We start from the raw sequence: 26,810 nt of genomic DNA, 5'->3' as shown, positions 1-26,810 counted from the left end.
TCCGGGAGCATGGTCGCCTTCAGCCCGACGGACTCGCCCCACCTGTACGCCGCGCCCACGCCGGGCGTCTGGGTCGCGCTCTACCTGCCCGACCCGCCCGACCCGCCGCCCGCCTCGATCACGCTCGCCGACGCCTTCGCGGGCCCCGGCACGTTCGTGTTCTCCGCCGCGCCCGGCCTGGACCTCGACCACTACGCCGGGGCCATCGTGGACGCCGTGCCGCTCGTGCTGCGCGACGCCCACGTCGACCGGGGTGTCGTGTGGCTGACAGACCCGCGCCGCGCCGGTGAGGGCGCCCAGGTGATCGGTCTGCGCACCTTCCCCGGCGGCACGGTCGTCAGCCCGGGTCGTGACCTGCCGCTGGTGCCCGGCAACCTGTTCCTGACCGTGGGCAACGGCGTCGGTGTCGCGCTCGACGGCGACGTGGTCACCCTGACCCCGGTGGCCGGCGCCGTGCTGGGGTTCACGGGGGCCGCCGCGCCGTCGTCGGCGGTGGTCGAGGGGCCGGTGACCCTGCCGTTCAGCGGCACGCGGGCGGGATCGGTCGTGTTCGGCGTGTCGATCGCGCGCAAGCAGCTGCTGACCGACCTGCGGTGGGGCTTTCAGCTGCTGTGCCCAGGTGTGGGCGGCGTGCGCGCGCAGTGGTACCCGTTGGCGGAGGCCACCGGGCTGGACGTCGTGCCGTTCGCCGCGTCGGTCGACCCGAGCGACCCGACCAACACCCGGCTGGCCGGCCGGACCCGCCTGGGCTTCACCACCGCGACCGGGCTGGTCTCGGGGTTCCGCACCGCGCACGGCGGGAAGGTCACCCTGGTGCCGGTCACCTCGGGCGACCACCCGGCCGGTCTGACGTTGGCGCTGGGCAGCCCCAGGACGCCCAGCCCGCCCGGCTTCGCGTTCGGCCCGGAGGGCGATTTCACCGTCGACGCCGACACGGAGTTGTTGTGCGGCTTGAGCCCCACGGAGACCGTGTTCCTCCGGGGCGGGCCGTCCGGGGACCGGCTGCGGTTCACCGCCAACCGGCCGGCCTTCGCGGGCGACTACCCGCCGCCGGTCGCGACCACGCTCGGCGTGCCGATCGACCCGGCGGCGCCGGCGCTGGACGACCGCTACCGCACGGCGTGGGCCGCGGTGGTCCCGGCGGCGGGCGGCACCGCCCGCTACAGCGCCCAACCCCAGGGCTCGCCGCTCTACGGCTTCGACACGGTCGTCCGGCCGACGAGCGACGAGTTGCTCGGCCCGGTCCGGCCCGCCGTGCCCGTGCCGCACACCGACCCGTTCCCGTTGGTCCCGTACGGACTCGCGGTGCCGTGCGAGTACGGCCCGGTGATCAGCTTCGGCGAGGAGGACATCGCCGGGGTGGAGCAGTTCGCCGTGGCGTCGACCCGCCGCGCGTGCCTGGGCCCGCCCGGACCGGCCTCCCCGAGCGCCGCGGACCTGCAGTGGACGACCACGCCCACCGGGCTGCTGGCGTCGGTCGACCCGGCCAGTGGGGCGTTCACCTCCGTGGTCCTCGGGGTCAACCGCGCCACCGGCTGCTGGCTGGCGTTCACCGACCCGGACCCGGTGCTGCGACAGGCGTTGCAGACCTCGGACCTGTTCCTGGTCGCGGTCGACCCGAAGCACCTCGGGGTCGGCAGGCCCAGCCCCGCCGGCGCCGGCCCGCCGCCGCCGGACGGCACGCCGGCGTTCTACAACCGGATGTCGATCGAGGGGTGGGAGACCACCATCGACGTCGGCCGCGACAACACCTACGGCGACTACCGCAACGTGCTGATCGTCAAGGGCTGCCGGGGCCGCCTGGTCGACCTGGTGGCCAAGCCCACCGCGTGGACCCAGGCGGCGGACTTCGCGCTGCGCGCCGACGGTGGCGACGAGGCGGAACTGCCGGTGCTGGCCCAGTGGCTGGCCGACTACGTCCGAGCGGGCATCGATCGGCCCGGCGTGTGGTTCGACAACTTCCGGGCCATCGCCACCGACCCGGCCTGGACCGGTGTGCTGGTCCTCAAGGCCTCGCTCACCGCGCTACCGGGCGATCTCGCCGGGCTGCTCGCGGTGATCGACCGGGAGGACTCCTACGCCCACCACCTCGGCGTCGCGATCAGCCCGATCGGCATCACCGGCGACCGCCGGCTGGACATCACCGGTTCCAGTTCGCTGTTCCAGCTCGTCGACTACGCCAACCCGGCGTTGCCCGACCCGGACCCGGTGGCACCGCTGCCCCCTGCCGGTCCCGGCCCCTACGACTTCCGGCTGTTGACGCTGCGGGCGTTGTTCGAGAACACCTCCGTGCGCGGGTTCGACGGCTTGGCCCAGCTGACCCTGTCGGAGTTCTTCGGCGACCGGGTGCTGTGCATGGACGACCCGGACGACGTCTACCACACGATCCTGCTCAAGTGCGCCTACCAGCTCCAGGGCGACGTGGGCGCGTTCGTGCTCGACAACACCGACGACAGCGTGTTCACCCTCGACGGGGACGTCCTGCGTCGGGTCGAGGTCACCAAGGCGCAGATGGTCACCACGGACGCCACGACCGTGCGGTTCGACCTGTGGGGTTTCCTCGACTTCGGTGTGCTGCGCGCCGTCGGCGCGGTGCCGGGGGTGCAGGACGTGCCGTTCGACCTGTTCGGTTTCGGCAGTCCGCCCGACGGGCCTCGTTCACGTGCCGGTCTGAGCTTCTCCGGTCTGTCGGTCGTCATGGACACCTCGGTCGACCCGCCCGCGTACGGCTTCGACGTCGGGGCGCTGACCTTCGACCCGTCCCGGTCCACGTCCCGGCCCGGCAGCCTCTACCAGGCGTTCGGCCTGCGGCTGAAGGACCTCCTGCACGGCGACACGACCGACGACCCGTCCGCGCAGGACTACCTCCCGGTGCCGACGAGCGCGCCGCTGTCCGGGGTGGCCGGGAAGCGTTGGTACGCCTTGGAGTTCCAGCTCGACCTGGGCACGATCGGCGCGCTGGCGAACGATGTCGGCCTGAGCGCCGGGCTGATCGCCGCGTGGTCGTCCGGACCCGTGCGCGACCGGTCGAGCACGACCGTGGTGCCCTACGACGCGATGGCGGGTCTGCGACTGCCGGGGGTGACCAGCAAGAGCCGCGGCTTGACCGTCCAGAGCGTGCTGAAGCTGTCGGTCGGCGACCTGCGGCTGACCTACGAGCCCGCGCCGCCCTCGGCGTCGCGGTACTGGGTGTTGTGGCTCAACGACATCGCGCTGAAGTTCCTCGGCCTGCTCAAGATCCCGCCCAACGGCGCGGTCGGGTTCGCCTGCTTCGGCGGACCGGACGCCGGCGGCGACCCGCGCGGGATCGGCTGGTACGCGGTCTACAACCAGGACAAGCCCAAGGCGGGGATCCGATGAGTTCGCCACTGGCCAACCTGCACCTGCTGTTCGACGTGATGGAGGCGGGCAACACCGCGAGCACCGGCGCCGCGTTCGAGGCCTTCCGCAAGCGCCTCGCGGGCAGCCCCGGCACGCGGGTCCTGGTCGACGACGGCGGCGGGCCGGAGTACCAGGCGTCCAGCGCCAACGTCGTGCGCCGGCTGTGCACGCCGCCGAGCGGGACGGTCCCGGGCTACGGCTACACCGGCGCGGTCGAGGTGTACCTGCTGACCGCGGACGGCGGCTACCCGGCCCGGCTGGCCGCGATGCTGCTCCTGCTGCCCGAACTGGTGCCGGTGACCGGCTCGCCGGGCACCTACCGGTTCGGCGGCGACCAGGGCGCCACGGTCACCTTCCCGGAGTTGCGGCGCGGCGCGACCCCGCCGGCGCAGAGCGTGCCGCTGGGGTTCACCGGTGGCGCGGTCGAGGACATGGACTACGCCAAGGCCCTCAACGTCGAGCACTTCCTGCGGTTGCAGCCCTACCGCTCCCCCGCGCCCCACACGATCGAGAACGCCGACGGGTCCACAGTGGACCTGGCGAAGGTGGCGCTGCTGGGCGGTGCCGGGTTCCCGCAACGCGCCTACCGCCTGTCGCCGCCCGCGCCGACGTGGGGCGCCGGGCAGGGGCAGCAGTCCGCGATCGTCGAGTACCTGACCGGTGACGCGCTGCTGGACCAGGCCGACCTGTGCGCGGTGCGGGGCATCCGCTACCCGGGTGAGTGCGAGATCGGCACGGCGGGCGAGGTCCTGGCGGTCACCCTGGCCGGTTACCTGGCGCAGGGCTTGCGGCGCGACGCCAAGCCGCTGGTCGTGGTCAACCTCGACGCCTACGAGGGCGACGACCAGGAGTTCCCGCAGAACACGTTCGCGTTCGTGCAGGACGTGCTGGCCTGCCGCGCGCACTTCCCCGACGACCGCTCACCCGTGCGGCGGAAGGCTTCGGAGCAGGCGTTCACTCCGTTGAACTCCGCGTCGCGGTTGAAGGTCCTCGACTACCTGCCCGCGCGCGAGGACAACCTCGCCAGGGTCCAGGACGCCGTGGACCGGTGGCTGCTGGCCGACCAGGTCCAGCACCGCCTGCTGTACGTGCAGCTGGGCCGCACGGCCGCGCCCGTCGCGCCGATCCTGTGCGACCACGTGCTGACCCGGTCGACGCTGCCCCCGGTGTTCGCCGACCAGGGCAGCGCCAACCTGATGATGACCACCGGCAAGGCGTACTTCCTGGTCGACCACGTGCCGCTGCGCCGCGCCGGCGACGCGAACCCCGGTTACCCCAGCGGCATCCTGTCGCCGAGCGGGACCAGTGCCGTCGCCGGCCGGGTCCAGCGGGTCGCGAACTGGTTCAACCTGCAACCCAAGGACTGGCCGCTGCGCGGGGACAGCCCGACCACGGCGGTCCCGGCGTTCATCAGCACCTACCTCGACCAGGTCCGCGCGAAGTGGGGCACCTACTACGACTACTTCACCGGGGTGCGCGACTTCTACGGCAAACCGGAGAACGACAAGCTGAACATGGCGGTGGCCTACCTCGACTCCACCCTGCCGACCCAGCCGCCGGACACGCTGGCCGGTCTCCACCAGAAGTTCTCCGCCGCCGCGGCGAGCGGCCCGGTGGATTTCGCCGCGCAGCTCAACCCGGCGGGCGGGATCGGGAAGTTCATCGCCCGGTTGCAGTCGGCGTTCCAGGGGCGGTTGACGCTAGCCGGCGCCACGGTGACCAGGCAGCCCGCCGCCGGGAAGATCACCGAGGTGCTGGTCACCGGCGAGGGGACCCTCGGGCCGCTGGCCTCGCCGGTCACCGCACGGTTCACCCAGACCGGTGATGGCGTGGTGCTGGACTTCCGGTTCACCACACCGCTGGACTGGCGGCCGGACGGCCTGCCGTGGATCGGCTTCGCCGCGCCGTTCATCGGGTTCCTGGTGGCCGACGCGGGCGCGGGCGTGGCGGGGCTGCTCGGCGGGCGGTTGCGGTGCGGCGGCGTGGAACTCGACTTCAGCGCACCGGTCCCGCCGACGATGCGGGGCGCGGCGTTCACCGCCGACCGCGTGACGGGCGTGTCGATCGACGCCTTCTACCAGCTCGTCGGCGGGGTCGACCTCGTGTCGGTGCTGCCCAAGCCGCTGGACGTGGTCGCCGCGCTGGCCGTCGAGCACGCCGAGTTCGGCCTGACCGCCGACGGTGACCCGACCTCGTTCGCGGTGGACTACTTCGCCTTCCGCCTCGGTTGGCACGACCCGGCGGGCTGGGAGCTGCTGCCCCGCGTGCTGCTCAAGGACCTGACGATCGGGCTGACCGTGCGCGACCCGGGCCAGGCCCGCACCGTGCGCGGCACCATGACCGGCCGGTTCGCCATCGGCACCGGCGTGGTCGAGGTCAGCGTGGCCGCGCCCGACCTGGCCTACCGGGGCGCGCTGGTCGACGGCCGGATCGAGCTGACCGACCTGCTGGCGTTGTTCCTGCCCGGTGTCACCCTCGACCCGCCGTCGCCGCCGGCGATCACCCAGTTCTCCCTCGACGGCACGAAGGCCACCGGTGACTTCACGCTGAGCTGCGCGCTGGGCTTCGCGTGGCCGATCCCCTCCCGCGACCTGCCGATCATCCGGCTGGACGGCATCGGTTTGCTGGTCGACCGCGCGACCGGCGTGACCACCGGCACCCTCACCGGCTCGGCCACCCTGCTGCCCGACGACCCGGACAACGCCCTCAAGCTCACCTTGGAGGCCGCCTACCTGGGCGCGGAGAAGGGGTGGCGGTTCGTCGGCAAGACGGGCGGCGAGCTGTCGCTGACGAAGCTCATGCGCCGGTACCTGGACGGTTTCGCGCCGCCCGACGACTACGGCATCACCGCCCTGGCGCTGCGCGCCGAGCCGACGACCGGTTCCTACGAGATCAGCGGCCGGACCGCGCAACCGTGGCGGGTGCCGTTCCTCGACTCGCTCACCATCGAGGCCGCGATGCGGCTGGCGTACGCGAAGAACGCCTACTCGGGCGAGCTGAAGGCCACCGTGCACTGGTGCGGGATGGACCTGGTGCTGGAGTGCCGCTTCGGTGAGCAGTACGTGTACCTGCTGGACTGGGGCGCGCTGCACGCGGAGGTGAAGCAGAACGAGAAGAAGGAGTGGGTCGCCACCGGTTCGCTGCGCACGGTCACGCTGGGCAAGCTGGTCGAGGACTTCATCTCCTACGCCACGGGCAGCCGCTACGGGCTGGCCGCGCCGTGGAACCTGCTGGAGTCGATCACCCTCGCCAAGGTCAACGTGACGTTCAACTTCACCACCAAGGCGGTCGGGTTCGTCGTGGACGTCGGCCCGGTGAACCTGGGGTTCTGCACGATCAAGTCGATCAGCGTGGGCTACGACGCCGCCCGGGGCAAGGTCCTGATCGGGCTCACCGGGTCGTTCGCGTGGCAGCAGGGCGACACGCTGAACTGGGACGCCACCCGGCCGCAGCAGACCCCGGCGCCGCCCGGCGGCGGCAACCAGCTGCTCGACCTGCGGCTGGCGGCGTTGGGCCAGCACGTGCGGGTGGCCGGTGACCTGAGCACGGTGCGCAAGGTCATCGAGGCGTTGCGCAAGCTCGGCCCGGGCGACGCGCCGATCGCCGGACCCGTGGGCGGGGTGTCGTTCGACCCCGACTGCGGGTGGCTGGTGGCGACGAACTTCGGCCTCATCCGCATCGAGGAGACCGGCGGGTACACCGTCGAGCTGTCGGCGGTGTTCAACGACCCGGTGCTGTACGGGTTGCGCGTGGCGCTGGCCGGTCCGGCGGCGAAGGTGTTGGCGGGGTTGGCGTTCGAGGTGCTCTACCGGCGGATCAGCGACACGGTCGGCGTCTACCAGACCGAACTGGTGCTGCCCGAGGCGATGCGCACGGTCGAGCTGGGGGCGTTCTCGGTGACCATGCCCGCGCTGGGCCTGGCCGTCTACACCAACGGCGACTTCCAGGTGGACTTCGGGTTCCCCTGGAACAACGACTTCAGCCGGTCCTTCGCGGTGAGCGCGATCGTGCCGCCGGGCATCCCGGTGCTCGGCGCGGCCGGGTTCTACTTCGGCAAGCTCAGCAGCGAGACGTCCTCGAAGGTGCCCGCCGCGACCAACGGCCGGTTCGACCCGGTGATCGTGTTCGGGCTCGGCGTCCAGGTCGGCGTGGGCAAGAAGGTGCAGTACGGCGCGCTCAAGGCGGGCATCGCGATCACCGTGTTCGGCGTGGTGCAGGGCGTGCTGGCCAAGTGGCACCCCAACTCACGCGCGGGCGGCGACGGCGCGGCCGGCCAGTTGCAGGAGGGGTACTTCTTCTCGCTGGACGGCACGTTCGGCATCATCGGCGAGCTGTACGGGGCCGTTGACTTCGCCGTGATCAAGGCGTCGGTCGACATCAAGATCAGGGCCTACGCGCAGATCACCTACATCGCCTACCACGACATCCCGATCTCGGTGGTCGCCGCCGTGGACGCACGGGCGTCGCTGGAACTGGATTTCGGCCTGTTCTCGATCACCCTGCACTTCTCCTTCTCCGTCACGGTGAAGGAGACCTTCGTGATCAAGAACAGCGGCACCGCGCCGTGGCGGGTGTCCTCCCCGCTGGCCGACGCCCACCGCTGGCGGCTGCGCGACGCGGGCCGCCGCGCGCTGCCCGCGGTCTCGGCGGTCGCGGACCTGCACTGGGACAACCTGGCCGCGGCGGTCGAACCGCAGGGCCTCACCTGCTACCTGGTGCCGTCGGTGACGGTGTCGGCCGACGGGGCGCGGACCGCCGCCGAGCAGGCCGTGTGCGCGGTCGTGCTGCTGGCGGTCGAGTCCGCGAACCCGGCGGTCCCGCGTGGCCCGGAGACCGCGGACAGCGGCTTCGACCTGCTGGCCCGGCAGGTGCTGCGGTGGGTCGCGGCGGCGGCGCTGCCCGTCTCGGGCGCGCCCTACAGCGTCGCGGCGGTGGACGCGGCGGTGTTCTCCGACGACGACCTGGCCGCCGTCACGGCCGTGCTCGCCGACCGGGCCACCGCCACCCCGGTGCCGGTCGACGCGATCTGCGCGTTCCTGGCCGCCCAGTTCCGGCTGGACGTGAGCGTGCCGTCGGGTGCGGGGCGGGTCGACGCGGCGCCGTTGCCGATGCCACCGCCGCTGGCGTTGCGGATGCCCGCGTACGGCGGCGCGCCCGCGCTGGACTACACGTTCGCCGACTTCAACGCCACGAGCGCGGACTACCTCGCGTCGCTGCGCGAGTACTTCGCCGACCTGTCGGTCCAGGTGGGTGCGGAGGTGGGTGCGGACCTCGGCGGCGGGGACGGCGAGTCGGTGGGCAGCTTCGCCTTCGCCGACTACTTCCGGCTCATCGCGCAGCAGGCGTGCGAGGCGGCCCGGGACGCGCTGCGCTCCTACCGCTACCCGCTGCGGGCCGGCGAGAGCATCGGCGACGTCGTGACGTGGGCGACCGGCGCCGGGGCAACCGACTTCACCGCGGCGGACCTGGTGGAGGGCAACCGGGAGCACCCGTTCGTGGCCGGGCAGCCGATCCCCGTGCGGGGCGCGCTGGTCCAGGCCGGCGCGACCGACACGTTCACCACCCTGGCGCGGGCGACCGGTGACCTGGTGACCGCGCGCGGGCTGGCGCTGGCCAACCACGACAAGCGGGACGTGCTGCGGCCCGCGGCCGTGCTGACCGGACCCGACGGGCAGCCCTACGTCGTCGAACCCGACGACACGCTGGACAAGGTCGCCGCGCACTTCGGTGTCGACCTTCCCACCCTGCTGGACCGGGCGCCGGGCCTCCTGACGCAGGCGGGTCTGCTGGTGGCGCCCTCGGTGCTGCTGCTGCCCGACCTGGTCTACCCGACCGCCGCCGGTGACACCCCGGCGGGCGTGGCCGCGCGTTTCGGCCTGCCCGTCGCGGCGCTGGCCAACCCCGCCCTCGACGCGGTCCGATTCGACCCGGCGACCCCGCTGGACCTGCCGCACCTGGGCCGGTTGACGCTCGGCGCCCTGCTGGACGACATCGCCGCCACCAACGGCCTGTCCCGCATCGGCGGCATGGCGGGCCGGTACGCGCTGCACGGCCTGCGCCTGCCCACCCGGGGCGTCACGCCCGCCCCGGCGGAACCGGACCTGGGCCTGTACGCGCTCACCGGCCAGCAGATCCCGCTGCCCGCGCTGGAGAAGGACAAGCCGTTGACGCTCTCGCTGGTGCGGCCGGCCGGGCTGACGTGGGTGGACTTCGGCGGCGGCGACCAGCTCACCGTGTCGATCGCGGACGGGGCACCCGACTCGCTGTGGCCCACCATCACGGCTTTGCAGGAGTTCCTCGCCTCCCCCGGCTACCGGTTCGCCCCACCGGGCACCACCGTCGGCGTCGAACCGTCCTACGCGGACCAGCCCACGACGTACCCGACGACGGGGGTGACACCGTGGCTGAGTGCGGGCCCCGTCGTGCTGCCCCACGGCGCACCGCCGGCCGGCACCCGGGAACCGCGGCTGTGGTCCCTGCCCGGCACGCTGACCGGCTTGGCCGACCCGCTGCGCTACGCCCCGCCCCGGGTACGACCGGTCCTGGGCCGTTACGACGAGGCGCGCGGGACGCTCGTGGAGTCCCAGATCGACTGCTACGGCTGGGCCACCCTGGTGGGCTTCACGGTCAAGCGCCTGCCCGACGTGCCGGCCTGCGAGCTGCTCACCGTCGGCGAGGCGGACATCGTGCTGCTGGAACGGGCGTTGGCCGCGTTGGACGGCAGCAGCGCCCCAGTGGCCGGGTTGACCCTGGTGTTCCCGGCCGACGCCGTCGCGGGCGCACCGGCCGGCCTGCGGTCCGGCGCTGCCGACACGGTGACCTTCGGCCTCCTGCAAGCCAACCTCACCACCACCACGGCGCCGCCGACGCTCGCCGACGCCGAGCGGGCCGGAAACCTCACCTCGCCGTACGACTTCCTGCGCCTGCTCTGGGAGGGCGGCATCACCCGCTCGGGCGGCTACTACCTGTACTACGAGGACGACGGGCACGGGCTGCCCGACTACCTGTTCAACGACAAGGGCGAGGCCGCGTTGAGCGTGCTCGTCGTGTGGGACACGCAGTCGGCCGACCGGTACGTCAACACGTTGGCCACCGTCGCGCCGTTCGACACGTCCTCGGCGACGGTGTACGCGCAGAGCGTTCCCGCAGTGGTTGACGTGTCCCTTGTGGACGGAGACAACCCGTCCCTGGACGCCTTGGCGCACCGCTACTACACGCGGGCGACGACCATCGCCGAAGCCAACTCGACGGCGCCGCTGGTCAGGGGCACGACACTGCGGTCCGCCCGGGGCGACTACCTGGTGACCGCCGCCGACCCCGGCGGCGACCCGGCCCGCATCGCCGCGCACTTCGGCACCACGACCGCCGACCTGGAGCGCGCCAACCCGCAGATCACCTCGTGGGGGCCGCTGCCGGTGGGCACCGCCCTGCTGCTGCCCGCGCTGACGCTCGCCGTGGGCACCGGCGCGGTGGGCACGGACCTGGCCGCCATCGCGGGCCGCTACGGGACCACCGTCGCCGCCCTGGCCGCCGACAACGCCGCGGTGGCGCCGCTGTTCGCGGCCGGCCAAGCGCTGAGGGTGCCGACCGGTCCCACCAGCCGCGTGCCGACCACGGCGCCGGGCTGTCTCGGTCTGGCCGCGACGCGCACCCCGCCGGCGCCGCCGCCACCGCCCACGGACCCGGGGTTCGCGCGGTTGTACCTGCAACGGCAGTTCAGCCTGCTGGGCTACCGGCTGACCGGCAACGCGTGGTTCGAGGCGACCGGCCTGGGCCTGCCCATCAGCCACGACACCCCGGTGCCCGGCGCCACGCTGGCCGACCGCGCCCGCACCCCGGCCGCCCCGCCGGAGGGCGAGCCGTGGCGGTTCCACCGCGTGGTTCCGGTCGCCGCCAACGCCACGCCACCCGCCGACACCACGCCGTCGGCGAACGCGAGCCCCTACGCCGGGGTCGGCGGGCTTGCCCAGCCGGAGCTGTTCTGGGTGGACCCGTTCGGCAACCGCGTGGTCGGCGAACTGGGCGACCCGGCACCCGCCCGGCGCGCGCCGATGCCGGTGGCCTACACCGATCCGCTGGTGGGTCTGAGCCAGTGGCCCGGCGTGGCCGCCGCCTACCGCGTGCTGAACGCCGGATCCGGTCCGGCGCTGCGGTTCACCGCGTCCCTGGACGCCTCGGCGTACTCGCCGCCCGCCGCCGGCCCGGACGACGGCGCGTGGCGGGAGAAGGCCCGCCAGGCGGTGCCGGTCTACCAGCGGGTGGGCGACCAGCTCGCCGCCTCGCCGCCGCCGACCGTCGCGCTGGTCACCGCCCTGCTGCCCGAGGTGGACCTCGGGTTCGACGCCGACCGGCGGGCCGCGCTGGTGGCGTGGCTGGTCGGGGCGGACGGCGTGCTGCCGTTCCTGGTGGCGCGGGCGGCGGGTGACCGTTCGGCCGTGCCGCCGGCTCCGCTGGTGGTGGACTTCGGGTTCACCGCCGACCAGGTAGATCCCGCGCAGGCGGTCGAGTTGTCGGTGGTGTTGCGTCTGGCCAGGCCTGCGGCATTGGTCGACCCGCGGTTCGCCGGCACGTCCGTCGGCGCGGACGACACCGTGGTCGCGCCCGCTCAAGCCGGCGACAGCACGCACAGCCTGGTCGAGTTCGCGACGGCGTTCGAGGCGTGCCTGCCCGGTCGCAAACTGGCCTCCGGCGTGGACCGCCAAGAGGTCGGCGACGGGGGCGGCACCACGCGGCTGTGGGTGCTGCGGGTCGGCGACGAGAGCTCCGGCGGGTTCGGGTTCGACGTCCCGGCCCACGTCGCGCCACTGGTGTACGCGGCCCGCCCGCTCTACACCAGCCTGCAATCCCGCGCGGACGTGCCGTACTACGAGTACCGGACGGCGACGGGCATCGACTTCGGCCGGCCGTCGGGGGTGCGCTCGTTCACCGGTGTGGACACCGACGTCTGGCTGCGCCGGCTGCTGGCCGCCGTCGACGCGGCGTTCGCGCCCGACCTGCTGGTGGCCACCACCCTGGTGACCCGGCTCGCGACCGCGCCGCTGGCGTGGGACGAGCGCCTGCGCGAGGTCAAGGAGTCGCTGGCGGACGCCCTGTCCCGCCTGGTCGTGCCGGTGTTCCAGGACGAGGCGCCCGCCGCCGACCAGCTCGCCGCCGCGCAGGAGGAGTTCCGCCAACAGCTCCTGATCGCCCTGTCCAACAACTACGCCATCACGGCGGTCATGCAGGTGATGGCCTCGGTCCACGCCGACCTCGGCGAGGCCGCCCACCCGCCACAGCTGTACGGGACGTTCCTGCCCGGGCCGGGCTCCGATCCGGACATGGCCGTGTCGGCGGCCAAGATCACCCTGGTCGACGGCGTCACGCCGCTGACGTTCACCGTCACCGCGTCGGGCACGGGCGCGAACGGCGCGGTCCGCAAGAACGCCAAGCTCGACGTGACCTTCCGCGGCGCGTCGGTCGAGCACCGGATCGGCCCGCTGCCGGGCATCACCGACTACCTCGCGTCGTCGTGGCTGGCGTTCGTCCTACCACCGTCCACAGTGGATGACCCGTGGCCGTTGGACGGCGAGCTGCCCGCCTGCGAGGTGCCGCTGCCGCTGCGGGCGTTTCCCGGCCCGCCGACGATGGTCGACCAGCGAGCGGGCAAGCCCCCGTCGGCGCGGTTCGCGTGGGCGGACGTGCTGCGCTGGGACTACCTCGTCACCTACGCCGAGCAGTTCCACTACCCGCAGGACGACCTGCACCTCACCGCCGCGTTCAACGTGTCCGTCAACGGTTCCGGCGCGCTTGCCGGCACCGCCGACCCGGTCCCCGACCTGGCGGAGTTCGCGCTGGTCTACCCGCAGGTGCGCACGGACCTGCTCGACCTGGTCGCCACCGTCACCGAGTCCTCCGACGTCGAGCGGATCGACCGGGCGGCGGTCGTGCTGGAGGCGTTCGTGCGGCTGTGCGAACGCGCGGCGGCCTCGCTGACCGCGTTCACCGCCGGCGGGGCGGGTGCCGCGCCGGAGGCGTCCACGCGCGGCCAACTGCCCTGGCAGACCGTGGTCACCGAGTCGGTGACCAGGGACGCCACCGAGGCGCTGGTGGTGGCGGCCCGGGACGCCGTGCCGGCGGGCATCGACGACACGCCCGTCATCGACGTGCCGGGCTACGACGCCGTGCCCCACACGCCCCCGCCCGGCTACCGGTACGCCTGGACCTACCGCGGTGCCGACGGCACCCCCCTGACCGCAGCGAAGGGGCAGGCCATCCCCGACCGGGTGGTGGCGCTGGCGGGCCTGGACATCATGGCCGCGCAGAACGCCACGACGACCATGTGGACCGAGCGCAACCGCCACCTCGTGGACGACCGCACCACCGCGGACGCGTTCGTCTACCGCACCGCGCCGGCGGCGTTCCCCACACCGCTGCGGCCGACCGTGACCGTCGCGGACCCGCTGGACATGGCGGCGATCGGCGGCACCGGCCCGGTGCCGCGGACCCTGCGGGGCCAGTGGGAGAACCTGCTGGCCACCCTGTTCGCCACCGCGCCGGAAGGACCACAGCTGGTCCAGGTGAGCGCCACCTACGCGATCGCGCTCAACCCGGCCCTGCCCGTCGCGGCCACGCCCGCCGCGCCGGTGCTGTTCCTGCCGCCGCTGGCCTGCGACCCCGCGACGACCGACCTGCCCGCCGTCGTCTCGGCCGGCGCGCTCGCGTGGTTCGACGCCACCCACCCCACCCCCGGTGGGCCGCTGAGGTTCACCTTCACCGTGCTGACCAGCTCGCCCGGCCGCGACGTGCCGCCCAGCCCGCTGCTCGTGCTCGACCGGCTGGAGCTGGCCTGGCGCGACTGGACCGACCACCCGCAGCACTGACCCCCTCAAGCCCCGCTCCCGGACAACGCCGGGCGGCGGTGACCGCGAAGGAGATGTGAACGAGATGCTGGAGTCGACACTGCCCGGGTTCACCGAAGCCGAAGCCCTCGGCGAACGCGATGCCGAGTTCATCGCCGAACTGCGTGACCTGCTCGAACGGCACGGCAACATCGACCGCTTCGGCCTGTGCCTGCTGCACGACCACTTCCCCGTCCAGCGCGACGAACTGCTGATGGAGACCAACGACCCCGCGACGCGCACGCTGACCTCCACGCCGCAACCGATCGCCGCCCTCGAGGAGTTCAAGGGCACGATGTGGCGGCTGCACCGGTCCGGGTCCGGCGACGACGTCTCCCCCACGCGGACCGTGCAGGTGCTGCGGGGCGTGCCGTGCGAGATCCTCCAGGGCTGCAAGGAGGACAAGTGCAAGTAGGCACGGCCTAGTGAGCGGTGCCACGCCGGTGGCGGTCACCCGACTCGACGAGTTCGAGGAGTTCTACGGCCGCGAGTGGCGGCCGGAGAACGTGGTGACCGTCCCCGGCGCGCGCCTGCTGCACGCCGACCGGGACGCCCTCGCCCGCGACCTCGGCGACCTGGTCACCGCCGGAGACCTGACCGACCTGGGCTGGTTGACCCGGCAGGTCGGCGTGCTGTCCCGGACGCAGGCGGCCCAGGACCGGGCGCAGACCCGGCTGCGGGCGGTGGGCCCGGAACGGCGGGTGCACCGCCCGCCCCGCTACACGCGGGCGGCGCTGGTCCCGGTCGTCCTGCCGGCGGGCGCCACCGTGCTGTTCGACGTCAAGGGCTGCGGCGTGCGGCTTGGGTACCGGCCGGTCCCCGGCGGCGCGCACGGGTTGTTGGGGCTGGGCGCGGCGGTGCACGAGGTCGTCCTGGCCCGGCTGGCCCGGACGGCCCTGCGCCGCGCCGGCCACCCGATGAGCCCGATCGGCCACTACGCGATCGTCGACCTGGGCGTGGACGTCCTGGACCGGGCGGGCCGGCCCGGCGAGCCGGCGGTGCTGCTCGTGCGGCAGGCCCGCACCCGGCCGGAGTTCCAGTGGGGTGATCGCGACCCGGGCACGCGCACCGCCGCGGAACTGCTGGACGTCGAGCTGACCCTGCGCCGGTACGGCATCACCGCGAGTTCCTCCGGCGCGATCCGCTTCCTGCTGCGCCACCGGGCGGGCGGCCCGGAGGTCGTGCGTGACGGCGTGGTCGTGCCGCTCGGGCCGCGACGGCTCGCGCGGGTAGCGGCGGCGGTCGGCTTCGACGGCCGGGAAGTACTGATCGACGGGGTGAACGTGCAGGTCACCACGGACCGCCGGCTGGTCGACTTCGGCTGCTACCGGCTCGCCGACCGGTTCACGCACGCGTTGTTCGCCGCCGCCGACCGCGACTGCGAGACCCTGCGGGGCCTGTTCGTGGCCCCGCACCAGGCCCGCTACCCGCAGCCCGTGTCGAGCCTCGGCGGCGCGTTCGACCTGCCCGAGTGGGCACGCCTGCGTGGCCTGCTGGGTGGCCGTGCGGAGCCGGGGCAACTGGACGCGCTGCTGACCGCGTTCCTCGACCGTCTGCCCGCGTGACGACCGCTCGGCAGTGGAGGCCCGAGATCGCCGCATCGGTGCTGGTGTTGCAGACGTTGCGGCGATCTGTCGGATCAGGAGCCGGCGCGGCGGTGTGCTGACCGTCATGGCGAGTAGTGCACGCACGATCCGTCGAAGCGACCAGCTGGTCACGAGCGACGTGAACGCTTCTTGAGGCTTCTACCGATCGAGCCTGCCAACCTGGGGGAGTCGTCCCGCCCCAGGTGACCGTCATTAGGTGCGAATTAGTCACTACAGCTAGCGGACCGGGCGCGTCGGAGGTGGGATACGCGGCAAGGGATCACAGACCTGGGGTGACATCCCTCCGGGTAATCCGAACTCAGCAGGGGCCTATCCGACGATGGGGTGCCCGTTCACACGGTCCGAGTACGTGGAGGACTGCGACCAGGTCGGCAAGTCGCGGAGCGGTTTGGCGTCCAGTGGGCGATGGCGTTCGAAGAGGACAAGCCGCTGGAGCTTCTCGCTGAGGCGGCTGCGGCCCTGTAGCGGATCGCCCGAGCGTGGCCTCTGACCTCGGCGGTGATCTTGAGGCGGTGTCAGTCGAGCAAGCTCAGCGGCGTGACGTCGAGAGTGCCCGCAAGGAACTTGTCGAGCAGACTGGGCAATTGAGCGGGAATCAGCTTGTCGATGCGGCGGCGTAGCTCGGCTGCTGACCACCAGCGTCGCTCGATCAGTCCGGCCTTCTCGTTCTCGGTCGGCTTGAGCGCCACCTTTGGCACGGCGTCGATGATGCGGCGGAGAAGGACGTGGTCCTGGCGGTGGTGGTCGCGTCCCTTGTAGTGCAAGCGCGATTCGCGGATCCACAGCTTCTGGCCCAGGGACGGAATGATGAGTCCGATCTCCTCCGCGACCTCGCGCACAGCGGCATCCTCTGGCTGCTCGCCCTGCTCGAGGTCTCCACCGGGTACCTCCCACCGATGATAGTGGCGGTCGTGCGGGTCGCAGGCGTGGATGAGCAGCACGTGGTCGCGAGCGTCGAGCAGCACCCGAGCGCCGATGCGTGGGGTGACGGCAGTAGACATCCGGTGGGTTCCTCGCAGTCGGCCGACTGTCGGCAACATGATGAGGTCGCGTATGCCGAAGCAGCCGTGCTGGCGATCTTGGGATCAGGTAGCGGATGCGTACACGAGGACGGTGCCGGGCTCGCCGGGTTCGGGTGCGTCAATAACCTCGGCGGCGGCGCCGGCGAAGCCCGTGCCGATGAGCAGGTTGGTCCATCGGGTGGGAGGAAGGTGCCACTGTCGGATGACCTGGCCGGGCTTGTATTCGTGAGGGCTGGCTGGGGGGTGCGAGAACGCGAAAACACCTTCATCACTGATTCGTTTGCGCACCAGGGGAAAGAGGATTGTCGGGTCGGTGAACCAAACGGCGCCGAAGATCGAGTAGACGATGTCGAACGTCGTGGTTGTGGTGGCGAGGTACTCGACAGCATCGGCGGTGGCGAACGTGATGTCGCCCAAGTGGCCCCACGTTTGTTGTGCTGTGTGGGCGCGGCTGGGGGCGATGTCGATGCCGGTGCAGATAGCGCCCAGGGTCGCCAGGTGGGCGAGGTTGGCGCCAGCTCCGGAGCCAAGTTCTAGTACGCGCTTGCCCTTGAGGTTTCCGAGCACGGACTCGTCTGGCCCGTGATCGGGGTACTGGGTCCAATTCAGCCAGGTCGATGCTCCTGCGGCGTTCAACGCTCGACGCGGCGTGTACTTGGCGGCATACCGCTCCCATACCTCTGCCTGGGGGCTATTCACCAACGGTCCTCCTTGGAGAGTCCCTCGTCCCGCCCTAGAGAGGGCACAGGACGAGGGACCGTATCAGCGGTCGCGCGGGTACACCGGTGCTACTTGGGACTGTCGTGGCAGCCGGCGTAGCACTGGTTGCAATCGGCGGCTTTGGCGTTCCAGAGCTCGGTGTCGAGCGGGAACCCGGCCGCGCGGATGGCGTGGATCGTGCTGTTCAGGACCAGCGGGCCTTCTTTGCCGTCCTCGGGCAGGTGCGGGATGTGGTGGATGTAGCGGCCCGCGTTCTCCTCACAGAAAGTGAAGTAGTGGGGCGTGTCGAGAGTGAAGCTGTGGACGCCCTTGTCGACGGCCGGCGTGGGTCCCATCGGAAGGTTCGGGTTCTCGCCCGCGACGACGAGGTAGGCGACGGTCTGGCCGAAGGTGCGCTCGGCCAGGTCGCGATCCATGTCGTGGTCGCGCATGATCAGCCGAACCTCGCGGTCCCACACCTCAGCCGACACACAAGTGCGCGGGTCGCGCAGGGTCGTTGCAGTGGTCATGATTACTTCTCCTCACGTGGTGCGATTTTCTCAGGTCGCGTGCATGCGCGGCTGGTGCGCCTGCGGGACGCACCAGTCAGTGGGGCCACGACGGAATGCGTCGTGGCGGTGCGGCAGGTGTCGCAGATCAGCCAGCGACACGCTGCGTACGTGCTGGCGATGGGTTGGGCCTGCAGATCTCCCCACACAACGCCGGTAGCGCACGCTCATCTATGCGAGCCGTGAGCGAGGCGGCGCTGTCGATGGTGTGCCGGTATCGAGCGATCACGCCACGCAGGAGCTGCGAGGGCGTCATTGCGGCTAACCTGCCTGGCTCAACCATCTGTTGTGGTCAGCGAGCAGCTGCTCGCCGACGGCGGGCATGACGATGGTGTGAAACTCGTTGCCTTGCCAATCCCATTCAGTTCCGGCCTCGTTCCAGTGCAGCCGCACCGGGCGTCCTTCATCAACCGCGGCTTGGATCAGCTCGTGCACTGTGACGCCCCACCGGTCTCCGTCGCGGTAGACGTGCTGCGCCACCACCGTCACACGAACCAACTGCAGTCGATGACGCGTTGCCCCACCTTCACCAGGCACTTCTGGCAGAACCTGCCGTTCGAGCAGTGCTGCGCATGCTCGATCAGCAACACTTTGTCGCACTCGGTGTCCACAGTGCCGTCGTTGGCACCAGCCTCGGCCTGACTGCGCAGGATCGCGTGGGACTCGCCGTCGTGCGGCGATACCCACCACACGAACTCGCTCACCACCACAGCTCCTGCCGCACCAGCATGGCGGTGGCGAGCATGCGCGCCGAAAGTCCGCAAGACAGGCTCGGCGACCGGCCGGTCAGCTTTGATCGCGTCCGACGGAACAACGGGCTGCCAACGTGGTTCGCGATCGTCAGGAGGCTCGGCGAGCAAGACGGGCATGATCGGGTGTCCTTCGGGCTCGGCGCATGCAGCACAGCAGGGGAAGTGGAGTACGGCGTTGTGGACGCGATTCGGCGGCCGGGACCGTCAGGGAGGTCACCAACCGCGACATCGCCGCTCGGTCCGCCGCGTAACCCGTAGCCGTCGCCAAGTACGGCAAAAGGGGTATGCATGCTGGTCATCGGTGCCTCCTCGGTTATGTTGAGACTCGGGTCACGTTGCTAGGTGCACACAACCGGTAACGGCGTGCGAGCACCACGACCGCAATGCGGCAGGATGGCGGCACCAGGCGACATGCGCGCGCCTGACCAGCGGTGACTCGACCGAAGTAATCGGGCGGGCGGTACGGAAGGCGCAGGGATGACCGAAGAGCAGCACCCTCTCGCGCGTCGCCGCCGCGAACTCGATCTCACGCAGGAAGGCCTCGCCGAACAAACCGGCGTTGACCGCCGGACAGTTCAACGCTGGGAAGCCGGGGAGCGCGTGCCACAGCTGTTGACACGCAACATGCTCGCGAAAGTGTTGCGACTGAACAGGAACCAGCTCGACGCTCTCTTCACTGGGACGCCCGGCGCTATACGTTCAGGCGGCAGGCAGGCAGACTGGGGGACGGCACCCGGCGCAGGCGCGGCGTTTCGGGAGCAAGACCCGAGCGGCCGCCTCGCACAACGAGGCGGCGAACAGAACCTCGATGACCCCGAGTTGGCTCTTGCTTACCGCCGCCAGCAGGACCCCGCGGAGATTGACGATATGCACCGTCGTGAAGCGCTACGCGCGTTCAGCATGGTCGGCACCATGCTGGCACTGTGGTCGGCCGACAGCGACACGTCCGTCGCCACCGACTTCGATGCCGAGGACTACACCAAGCTCAACAGTCACCTCTGGCAGGTCTACGCACTCGCCCCATCCAAAGCGCAGGTCCTGCCGGTCGTGCGCACCCAGCTCGGCGTGCTGAACACCGAGCTGCAGCGCAGCCGCAGCCTGACGGCCAAGCGGCGCATCTGCGCCGCCGCCGGTGACCTCTACCAGCTCAAAGGCGAAATCCACTTCGACGGCAACGACTACACCGCAGCCGCCGACAGCTACAGCCTCGCCGCCCACGCCAGCGAAACCGCCGGCGACTTCGACCTGTGGGCCTGCGCGATGACCCGGCACTCGTTCCTGTCGGTCTACGAGCGCCGGTTCGGCGAGGCCGCGCCCATGCTCGACCTCGCCGCCGAGCTCGCCCACCGCGGCGACCCCAGCCTCTCCACCCGGCACTGGGTCGCGGTCGTCCAAGCCGAAACCCACGCCGGGCTCGGCGACCTGGCCGCCTGTCAGCGCGCGCTCGACGCCGCCGAAGAAGTGCGCGCACTGACCGGGACGATCCACAACGGCGGATGGCTGCGGTTCGACGGCGCCAGGCTCGCCGAGGAACGCGGCACCTGCTACGCCACTCTCGGCCGCCACGACCTTGCCGAAGCCGCGCTCACCGCCGCACTGCGCCAAAAGCTCACTCCCCGACGGCGCGCCAGCGTGCTCACCGATCTGGCCGTGATCGGCGCCCAACGGTGCGATCCCGACCGCGTCATCAGCTACGCCAACGCGGTCCTCGCCGAGGCCCGCAACACTGGCTCCGACGTCATCCGCCGCAAACTCACCGGCCTCCAGCGGCACCTGGTGCCGTTGCTCGCCGACAAGCAGGTGCAACGCCTCAGCGGTGAGATCAAGGCCCTGACAAGTTTTTCGTCCCGATAGGACAGGAGCACGACGTGCAGGACGACCGCGGCCGCATCTTCCGCGAAGCTTGGATCGCCGGCATCGCCAAGCACTTCCCCGGCACCCCCAAGGACAGCTACATCACGCCCTGGGACCAGACCCCGGAGTGGGAGAAGGCCTGCGCAACCGCGGTCTACGACTACGTCGCCGACTTCATCAAAGCCGGTGATGACATGGCGAAGCTGAGCCGCGTGCAGAAAGGACAGTTCGTCGCGGTGTGCTGGCGCGAGCAGGTCCGCAAGCACGTCGCAGAGCCCAAACCTTCCCACATCCCCGCCTGGGACGACATGCCTGAGTGGTGGCGGCAGATCGACTGCGACATCTTCGAGACGATCGAACGGCACATCAACCGGTAGCAGCGAAGTCGATGTCCTTGCGATCGTCGACGAACTCGTCCCTTGGCTCCCTCCATGAGCTTTCGAGGGAGTCGACCGCTGGGCCGCTATAACAGATCGCGCTAACCCACGGCGGCTGCTGCCGAACTTCAGGCGGCGGGCGATCACGGGTGTGATGCCTTGGCCACAGACCAGTGCTCGAGCCGCGGGACCACCCCAGCGCGTGCGGGGAGCACCGGCCCGCCCAAACCGGTCACGTCTGCCGCTGCGAGGTCGAGCAGGCCGGCCAATCGTGTGGTGACCAGGCTTTGAGGCGCGGGTTTGGCGATGGTGGCAAAGAACCTGGCGGCTGTGTCAACGCCCAGGTCGACGGTACCGCGGGCATTGTGCGACTCCGACACCTGGGCTCGCCCGGTCCGTGCGCGAAGCCGGGTCCGACAGGGACGGGGTCCTCAGCCCAGGGCCTGACCTGCCCACCAGTTTCCGGGCGAGTCGGGGTCGGTGCTCGTCCAGTAGTCCACGCACGCCCGGACGAACTCCTCCGCCGTCAGCAACCCGTCGCTGTCGAGGTCGAGGTGGGTGAACGCCTTCGCCGACTCCTCCTCGGTCAGGTTCGGGAAGTGCCCCTGCTGGAACTTCCGGAACTCGGCCGGGCTGACGTTGCCGTCCGCGTCGGTGTCGGCGATCGCCAGAAACGCCCTGGCGATCGCTCCCACGGTGGCGGAGGCGGCCTGCGGGTCGTCGGCGAGGCTGCCGGTGGAGGCGAGGAACTGCTCGCGGTTGATGGCCTGGCCGCCGTCGGGGATGTGGGGTTCGTGCAGGTCGCGCCAGATGTCCACGTAGGCGTCGACGATGCGCTGTTCCTCTGCCGATCCGGAGGCGTGACCCAGGGCTTCGGCGGCGCGGCGGCCCATCAGGACGTGGTCCTGCTCGGTCAACAGGCCGTCGCCGTCCACGTCCAGGTGGGCGAAGCCGTGGTTGATCTTGGCTTTGAGCAGGTCGGTGAGAGGCACTGCATCCTCCGGACTGGTGTGGTGGGGTACCTGGGCCTGCTCACAACATCGGAGGGTCGGGCACGGTCGGGTAGCTCCGATCGGGTCGGGTCACCACACTGCCGGGTGGAAGCGGAGGGTGAGCGGTCCGAAGGGATCGTGGCCAGGACCCGCAGAAGACTTCGCGCACGTGACCGGCGCGCCTACGAACCTGCCGGAGCCGGTATCACGGCGGACATCACTCTCCTTGCCGACGTGGGCGCGCAGGTGTCGCGGTCATCGCGACCGTGCACACCGCGACTCCGCCGAGCTCAAGCTGGAGCAGCGGATCAACTCCTGTCCTCGGCACCGATTCCTCCTGCCCCCTCTTCGGGTCCACACCTCCGAGGAGCGCAGAAGGAGGACCAAGTGCCGACCCACACGAGGACCGCGGGCGAACCGGCGGTCGAGGGAAGAACCAGGACCCGGGTGCTCGTGATCACCTCGGTCGCGTCGCTGATGGTCGTGCTCGACGCGCTGGTGGTCGCGACGGCCCTGACGGCGATCAGGACGGACCTCGGTGCCTCGCTCGCCGAACTGGAGTGGACGGTCAACGCCTACGGGCTGAGTTTCGCCGTGCTGCTCATGACGGCTGCGGCCGTCGGGGACCGGTGGGGGCGGCGGAAGGTGTTCGCCGCCGGGGTGGCGGTGTTCGCGGGGGCGTCGCTGGTGTGTGCCGCGGCCCCGGACGTCGGGACGCTGATCGCGGGGCGGCTGCTGCAGGGTGCCGGGGCCGCGTTCGTCATGCCGCTCGCCCTCGCGTTGTTGAGCTCGGCCTTCCCGGGGCAGCTCCGGCCGCGCGCGCTCGGTGTCTTCGCGAGCGTGAGCGGTGTGGCCGTCCCGCTGGGGCCTCTCGTCGGCGGCTCCGTGGTCGCGGGGGTGTCCTGGCAGTGGATCTTCTGGATCAACGTGCCGATCGGCGCCGCGCTGGCCTTCCTCGCCCTCGCGAAGATCGGTGAGAGCAGGGGACCGGACGGCGCCGTCGACGTGCCGGGGCTGGTGCTCGCGGGCGCGGGGACGTTCGGGCTGATGTGGGCGCTGGTCCAGGGCGGTGTGGTGCCCGCGGTGGCCGGGGTCGCCGCGTTGGTGTCGTTCGTCGTCCGGGAACGCCGTGCCGCCCACCCGATGCTGCCGCTGCACCTGTTCCGCTCGCGGAGGTTCTCCGCCGCCAACGTCGTGATCTTCTTCCACTGGGCTCCGCGTTCGGGGTGGTGTTCTTCATGGCGCAGTTCCTGCAGACGGGGCTCGGGTACGGGCCGTTGGCCGCGGGACTCGCGCTGGCGCCGTGGGGACTGACGACGGTGGTCGTCCCGCAGTGGGTGGGGCGCAGGATCGGCCGGTTCGGTGAACGGCCCTTCGTCGTGGCGGGGCTCGGGTTGCACGCCTTCGCGATGGTGTGGCTCGCGCTGGTCGCCGGCCCGGCGACCGGGTACGCGGCAATCGTGGTGCCGATGGTGCTCTCCGGAACGGGCATCGCCCTGTGCCTGCCCGCAGCGCAGAGCGCCGTGCTCACCTCGGTGGAGCCGCGGTTCCTCGGCAAGGCCTCCGGCTCGTTCAGCTCGATGCGGCAGCTCGGCGGGGCGTTCGGTGTCGCGCTCCTCGTCGTGGGGTTCTCGGAGGCCGGGAGCTACGCGTCGGGCGAGGAGTTCTCCCGCGGCTTCACCGCCGCTGTCCTGACCGGTGCGGCGCTCGCGGTCGTGGGCGCCCTGGCCGGATCACTCATCCCGCGAAAGGTGCGATAGATGTCCGACCTCGAAGTGCACGCCGACCTGCTGCGCGAACTGCACCACGGCTCGATGCTCGTGCTGCCGAACGCGTGGGACGAACCCAGTGCGGAGCTGGTCGTGGAGCTGGGTTTCCCGGTCGTGGCGACGTCGAGCGCGGCCGTGGCGGACGTGCTCGGCCACGCGGACGGCGAGAAGGCGCCGTGGCGGGAGATGTTCGCGGCGGTCGCCCGGATCGCGCGGACCGTGCCCGTCCCGGTGACCGTGGACGCGGAGGCGGGGTACGGCCTGTCCCCCGACGATTTCGTGGCCGCGCTCCTCGACGCGGGTGCCGTCGGGTGCAACCTGGAGGACACCGATCACCGGCGGGGCGGACTCCTGGACGCCCGGGAGCAGGCGGACCGGCTCGCCGGGGTGCGCGCGGCGGCCGACGCCGCCGGGGTCCCGGTCGTGGTCAACGCCAGGATCGACGTGTTCCTGCCGTCGAGCGGCATCGGGGAGGCCGACCGGCTGCCGGAGGCGCTCCGCCGGGCGCGTCTCTACCGCGCGGCGGGCGTCGACTGCGTCTACCCGATCGGCGGGTCGGCCAGGACCACCCTCCCGCCCCTGGTCGCGGAGGGTCCGGTCAACGGCAACACGACCGACGAGCTCGACCTGGAGGCGTTGCGGTCGCTGGGGGTGGCGAGGGTGTCGTTCGGTCCCCGCTTCTACCGGGGAGGGGGTCTGGCGACCATGCGCGACGCCTTGGAGCAACTGGGTGCGCGATAGCGATTCCTTTTCGCGGCCGGCGGTGTCCAATGGGTAGTTGACGACCCGCGACCAGGAGCGTGACGTGTCTGCCGAGGTGCTCCCACCGTTGACCAGCGTGCGGCTGCACGACGAGTTCGACCTGCTGCGACCGGGGCTGGTCGCGCACTGCTACCGGATGACCGGGTCGTACCAGGACGCCGAGGACGTCGTCCAGGACACGTACCTGCGGGCGGTGCGCGGCATGGCGGGGTTCGAAGGGCGGTCGTCGGTCAAGACCTGGCTGTACCGGATCGCGACCAACACGTGCGTCAGCGCGCTGTCCCACCGCAGCCGCCGGGTGCTCCCCGCCGGTCTCGGAGCGCCCGAGACCGATCCCGACGTGCGTGTGCACTCCGACGAGTCCATCGCCTGGCTCGAACCGCTGCCCGACGCCCTGCTGCACCACCGCGACGACGAGCCGGGCGAGGTGGCCGTGCTGCGCGAGTCCGTGCGGCTCGCGCTGATCGCGGCACTGCAGTACCTGCCGGTGCGGCAACGGGCGGCGTTGCTGCTGCGGGAAGTCCTGTCGTGGTCGGCCGCCGAGATCGCGGAGACGCTCGGCGTCAGCGTTCCCGCGGTGAAGAGCCTGCTGCAACGGGCCCGCAGGCGGCTCGACGAGCTGGACCTGACGGACCTGAGGCCCCGGCAGCCGGACCTCGAGCTCGAACGCGCGCTGCTCGCGCGTTACGTCACCGCGTTCGAGGCGGGCGACTCCGCCGCCATCCGCGAGGTCATCCACGACGACTTCAGCCTCGAGGCCGTGCCGCACCCGGTTTGGTTCCGGGGCGTGCGGGTGTGCGTCCCGTTCCTGGAGAAGACCTTCGCCGCCAGGAACGAAGACGTCAGGATGCTGCCGACGAGGGCCAACGGCCAGCCCGCCGCGGCCGGGTACCGCCGCGACGGCTCCGGGGTCCTGCGCGCCGACTGCCTGTGGGTGCTGACCGTGACCGGCGACCGGATCTCGCGCTCCGTCAAGTTCGAGGGCCCCGGCCTGGTCGTCGCCGCCGGCTTCCCGGAACAGCTCACGCCCTAACGGCACGACCGACCGGAAAGCTTGCTCGGAAGGTCGCGCGACCCTCGAAGTGAGACGAACTTTTGCTTGTGCAGGGACACGCTCACAAGACCAGGTTGAGCAGGAGGGTCAGCACAACGGAGGCCACCACCGAAAAGGCGATCATCAGGAGGCAGCCGAGACGCCCACCGAGGGGACGGATCTTCACCTGGTTCGTCCCCTTTGTTCAGCGGTCGGCGCCGTCGCGCCGACGGCTGGCGGCCTTGGCCAGTCCACGGCTGATCATGTAACCGATGGCCAGGAAGGTGATGTAGCGCAACGCCTGTTCGGCGTTGAACGGGTCGGCGGTGTTTGCGTCACCGCTCACCATCAATGCCGTGACCACCACTGCGGCCACCGCAGCGAGGAACACGAAGAACTCCGTGGTCTTGAACGACGACTTGGTCTCCGGATCCGCTCTGTGCGCCGCGGGCGCTCCGGTGGCGAGGTCGCCTGCGACCCTGCCACCTTGCCAGCCGGAACTTCCGGATATGTCGCCGCCCATCGGACCTGCTGCGCTGGTCATGTCGGTTCTCCTGTCCAGATCGACGACACTTGCATTGCCTGCCGATGGATGCCCTTGATAGAGCGACGCAAACCGCAGACGAGACGCGACTTGATTCCGCTTGCACCCGTCCTCTCCGTAGGTCTCAAACGACAGGGCCGCCGTATGACTGGACCGCGCAGTTGGCCATGGCGCGTGATCAGCATCCGGGTACCGCAGACTACGTGAGGGCACGCCGTCCAGGGCGAGCGTGCACTTCTTCAGCGACACGGTGCGCACATCCAGACGTCCGGTCAACCGGCTTGCGTTGTTGGATGCCAGCCTGGATCGGAGCGAACTCAATGCGCGCTGCTTGGATCACTTTTGACTACAAACAATTGTGTCACCTTGGCACTCATGCGACGCTCCTGTTCGTTCGAAGACGCGGCTTCCGCTTCGCTTCGTTCACCGTGAACGCACTCCATATGGCTCCTCGCTTTCGACAGTTCGATCGACAGCGTTGGACATCACCAAGCGCGTATGAGAGTGCGTTGCGAGACAAGTCCTGCCCCAATGGCGCAAAATCCACGAGCCGGGTCGCCTCGGCATTCGCA

The 26,810-nt window shown here is 71.1% G+C and carries 17 protein-coding genes; 10 read left to right on the top strand and 7 right to left on the bottom strand.

The genetic code is table 11. The features are described 5' to 3' along the window. Window positions 1–9 precede the first annotated feature (9 nt). The 4 genes from V1227_RS04970 to V1227_RS04955 all read left to right on the top strand — a co-directional run bounded on the left by V1227_RS04970 (window position 10) and on the right by V1227_RS04955 (window position 15,823). On the top strand, window positions 10–3,360 hold the full coding sequence (locus tag V1227_RS04970; RefSeq protein WP_329791273.1) for a hypothetical protein: 3,351 nt from the start codon (window positions 10–12) through the stop codon (window positions 3,358–3,360). Further along, the gene (locus V1227_RS04965) at window positions 3,357–14,240 is read left to right on the top strand and encodes a hypothetical protein (RefSeq protein ID WP_329791272.1); all 10,884 of its coding nucleotides are present in this window, start codon (window positions 3,357–3,359) and stop codon (window positions 14,238–14,240) included. Before V1227_RS04970 ends, V1227_RS04965 begins: the two co-directional genes overlap by 4 nt. A gap of 64 nt (window positions 14,241–14,304) precedes the next feature. Continuing rightward, a complete protein-coding gene (locus tag V1227_RS04960; RefSeq protein ID WP_329791271.1) occupies window positions 14,305–14,673 on the top strand; it encodes a hypothetical protein in 369 nt (122 codons plus the stop codon). Window positions 14,674–14,701: 28 nt separating this feature from the next. Then, on the top strand, window positions 14,702–15,823 hold the full coding sequence (locus V1227_RS04955; protein WP_329791270.1) for a hypothetical protein: 1,122 nt from the start codon (window positions 14,702–14,704) through the stop codon (window positions 15,821–15,823). 557 nt (window positions 15,824–16,380) lie between these two features. Here V1227_RS04955 and V1227_RS04950 read toward each other — a convergent pair. From V1227_RS04950 to V1227_RS04930, 5 genes are all read right to left on the bottom strand, one after another. Beyond that, on the bottom strand, window positions 16,381–16,866 hold the full coding sequence (locus tag V1227_RS04950) for an NUDIX domain-containing protein (RefSeq protein WP_329791269.1): 486 nt from the start codon (window positions 16,864–16,866) through the stop codon (window positions 16,381–16,383). 84 nt (window positions 16,867–16,950) lie between these two features. After that, a complete protein-coding gene (locus tag V1227_RS04945; RefSeq protein WP_329791268.1) occupies window positions 16,951–17,586 on the bottom strand; it encodes a methyltransferase domain-containing protein in 636 nt (211 codons plus the stop codon). A gap of 89 nt (window positions 17,587–17,675) precedes the next feature. Then, window positions 17,676–18,116: a glycine-rich domain-containing protein gene (locus V1227_RS04940; RefSeq protein WP_329791267.1), complete on the bottom strand. Its 441-nt coding sequence runs from the start codon at window positions 18,114–18,116 to the stop codon at window positions 17,676–17,678. 300 nt (window positions 18,117–18,416) lie between these two features. Next, window positions 18,417–18,644 carry a hypothetical protein gene (locus tag V1227_RS04935; protein WP_329791266.1) on the bottom strand — a complete coding sequence of 76 codons (228 nt, stop codon included), beginning with the start codon at window positions 18,642–18,644 and terminating at the stop codon, window positions 18,417–18,419. After that, a complete protein-coding gene (locus V1227_RS04930) occupies window positions 18,641–19,024 on the bottom strand; it encodes a hypothetical protein (RefSeq protein ID WP_329791265.1) in 384 nt (127 codons plus the stop codon). Before V1227_RS04930 ends, V1227_RS04935 begins: the two co-directional genes overlap by 4 nt. Window positions 19,025–19,384: 360 nt before the next feature. On the opposite strand from V1227_RS04930, the gene V1227_RS04925 reads away from it, so the two are divergent. Next, window positions 19,385–20,761 (top strand): helix-turn-helix transcriptional regulator, encoded by a 1,377-nt coding sequence (locus V1227_RS04925; RefSeq protein ID WP_329791264.1) that lies wholly within the window; start codon window positions 19,385–19,387, stop codon window positions 20,759–20,761. Window positions 20,762–20,775: 14 nt separating this feature from the next. Further along, on the top strand, window positions 20,776–21,138 hold the full coding sequence (locus V1227_RS04920) for a hypothetical protein (protein WP_329791263.1): 363 nt from the start codon (window positions 20,776–20,778) through the stop codon (window positions 21,136–21,138). 431 nt (window positions 21,139–21,569) lie between these two features. Here V1227_RS04920 and V1227_RS04915 read toward each other — a convergent pair whose 3' ends face one another. Continuing rightward, window positions 21,570–22,130 carry an EF-hand domain-containing protein gene (locus V1227_RS04915; protein ID WP_329791262.1) on the bottom strand — a complete coding sequence of 187 codons (561 nt, stop codon included), beginning with the start codon at window positions 22,128–22,130 and terminating at the stop codon, window positions 21,570–21,572. A gap of 387 nt (window positions 22,131–22,517) precedes the next feature. Between V1227_RS04915 and V1227_RS04910 the strand changes: the two genes are divergently transcribed. From V1227_RS04910 to V1227_RS04895, 4 genes are all read left to right on the top strand, one after another. Continuing rightward, the gene (locus V1227_RS04910; protein ID WP_329791261.1) at window positions 22,518–23,444 is read left to right on the top strand and encodes an MFS transporter; all 927 of its coding nucleotides are present in this window, start codon (window positions 22,518–22,520) and stop codon (window positions 23,442–23,444) included. After that, window positions 23,369–23,890 carry an MFS transporter gene (locus tag V1227_RS04905; RefSeq protein ID WP_329791260.1) on the top strand — a complete coding sequence of 174 codons (522 nt, stop codon included), beginning with the start codon at window positions 23,369–23,371 and terminating at the stop codon, window positions 23,888–23,890. Before V1227_RS04910 ends, V1227_RS04905 begins: the two co-directional genes overlap by 76 nt. Continuing rightward, window positions 23,891–24,640: an isocitrate lyase/PEP mutase family protein gene (locus V1227_RS04900; protein WP_329791259.1), complete on the top strand. Its 750-nt coding sequence runs from the start codon at window positions 23,891–23,893 to the stop codon at window positions 24,638–24,640. 64 nt (window positions 24,641–24,704) lie between these two features. After that, the gene (locus V1227_RS04895; protein WP_329791258.1) at window positions 24,705–25,694 is read left to right on the top strand and encodes an RNA polymerase subunit sigma-70; all 990 of its coding nucleotides are present in this window, start codon (window positions 24,705–24,707) and stop codon (window positions 25,692–25,694) included. 205 nt (window positions 25,695–25,899) lie between these two features. Here the strand turns inward: V1227_RS04895 and V1227_RS04890 are convergent, their stop codons facing one another. Beyond that, complete coding sequence (locus V1227_RS04890) at window positions 25,900–26,514, bottom strand: hypothetical protein (RefSeq protein WP_329791257.1); 615 nt, start codon at window positions 26,512–26,514, stop codon at window positions 25,900–25,902. Between the last annotated feature and the right edge of the window lie 296 nt (window positions 26,515–26,810).

The organism is Lentzea sp. DG1S-22 (assembly GCF_036321065.1).
In the GTDB taxonomy this organism is placed as follows: Bacteria; Actinomycetota; Actinomycetes; order Mycobacteriales; family Pseudonocardiaceae; genus Lentzea; species Lentzea jiangxiensis.
Note: the sequence above shows the minus strand (reverse complement) of the source record. Positions and strands in the feature narration are given on the sequence as shown.